Source organism: Streptomyces sp. CO7 (assembly GCF_053474865.1).
The window spans coordinates 227,875-228,760 of sequence record NZ_JBRIOU010000005.1; the positions used below are offsets into that span (position 1 = coordinate 227,875).

1 protein-coding gene, 1 tRNA gene and 1 pseudogene are annotated in these 886 nt (G+C 73.4%); 2 read left to right on the forward strand and 1 reads right to left on the reverse strand.

The annotated features are described in order from the left end of the window. Positions 1–61 precede the first annotated feature (61 nt). Both ACOV8S_RS19490 and ACOV8S_RS19495 read left to right on the forward strand, forming a co-directional pair. A complete protein-coding gene (locus ACOV8S_RS19490; RefSeq protein ID WP_448319077.1) occupies positions 62–448 on the forward strand; it encodes a hypothetical protein in 387 nt (128 codons plus the stop codon). Between the two features lie 94 nt (positions 449–542). Continuing rightward, a tRNA-Lys gene (locus ACOV8S_RS19495) sits at positions 543–616 on the forward strand. A gap of 50 nt (positions 617–666) precedes the next feature. Here the strand turns inward: ACOV8S_RS19495 and ACOV8S_RS19500 are convergent. Continuing rightward, positions 667–886: pseudogene (locus ACOV8S_RS19500) on the reverse strand (hypothetical protein); the annotation flags it as partial.

Below are 886 nucleotides of genomic sequence, written 5' to 3' on the forward strand. Positions count from 1 at the left end.
TGCGGGGGGCGGGACAATGGATGGCGGTGACCACGAACGTACGCGAGGAACGGAGACCCGCATGGCGGAGCACACGCCGCGCAACACCAATCCGCGGCTACGCCCCGCGCCCCTGCTCTTCGATCCGACGGCCGCTGCCGCCGACCCCGAGCACTTCTTCGATCTGGAGTCGATCGAGGACCCCAAGGCGCTGCTGACCCGGGCGACGGAACTCACCCACGCGTTCCGCGCCGCCGCCGACCGCGCCGTCGAGTACCAGGCGATGGCCGCCGCCCAGCTCGCCGACCCCCGCCGCTTCGACCGGCTCTCCGCCGCGGACATCGCGGCCCGCGCGGACTGGACCGAGGACTACGCGGTCAAGATGGTCGAGTTCGGCCGTGACCTGCTCAGCGGCGTCGAGGACGCCCCCGGACCCGCCGGCCACCGCGGCTCGCCCGGCCTCGCCTAGCCGGCACGGGCCCCGGGCCGCCCCACGCGGCCTCCGCGCGGATATCGATTTCTCGTCACCCGGATCGGGGTGCTAATGTCTACGACGTCAGCAGGCGCCGCTAGCTCAGTTGGTTAGAGCAGCTGACTCTTAATCAGCGGGTCCGGGGTTCGAGTCCCTGGCGGCGCACCGACACCGGAGGCCCGGTTCACGGAAACGTGGACCGGGCCTCCGGCGTTTCAGCGGTCCTCGAGCGAGGCGGGGACCTCGGCCCCCGGCGCCGGGGTGATCTGCACCGTCCACGCCCCCGACGCCGTGCGTCCCTCCACCCGCACCCGCACGTCGTCCCCCGGCACGGTGAACGTCTCCCCGGCCTCCACCGGCGCGTCGGCCAGCGGCGGGTACACGGACCGGTCGGGGCAGGCCGAGGTGCCGGGGTGGGAGTCCACCACCTCCACC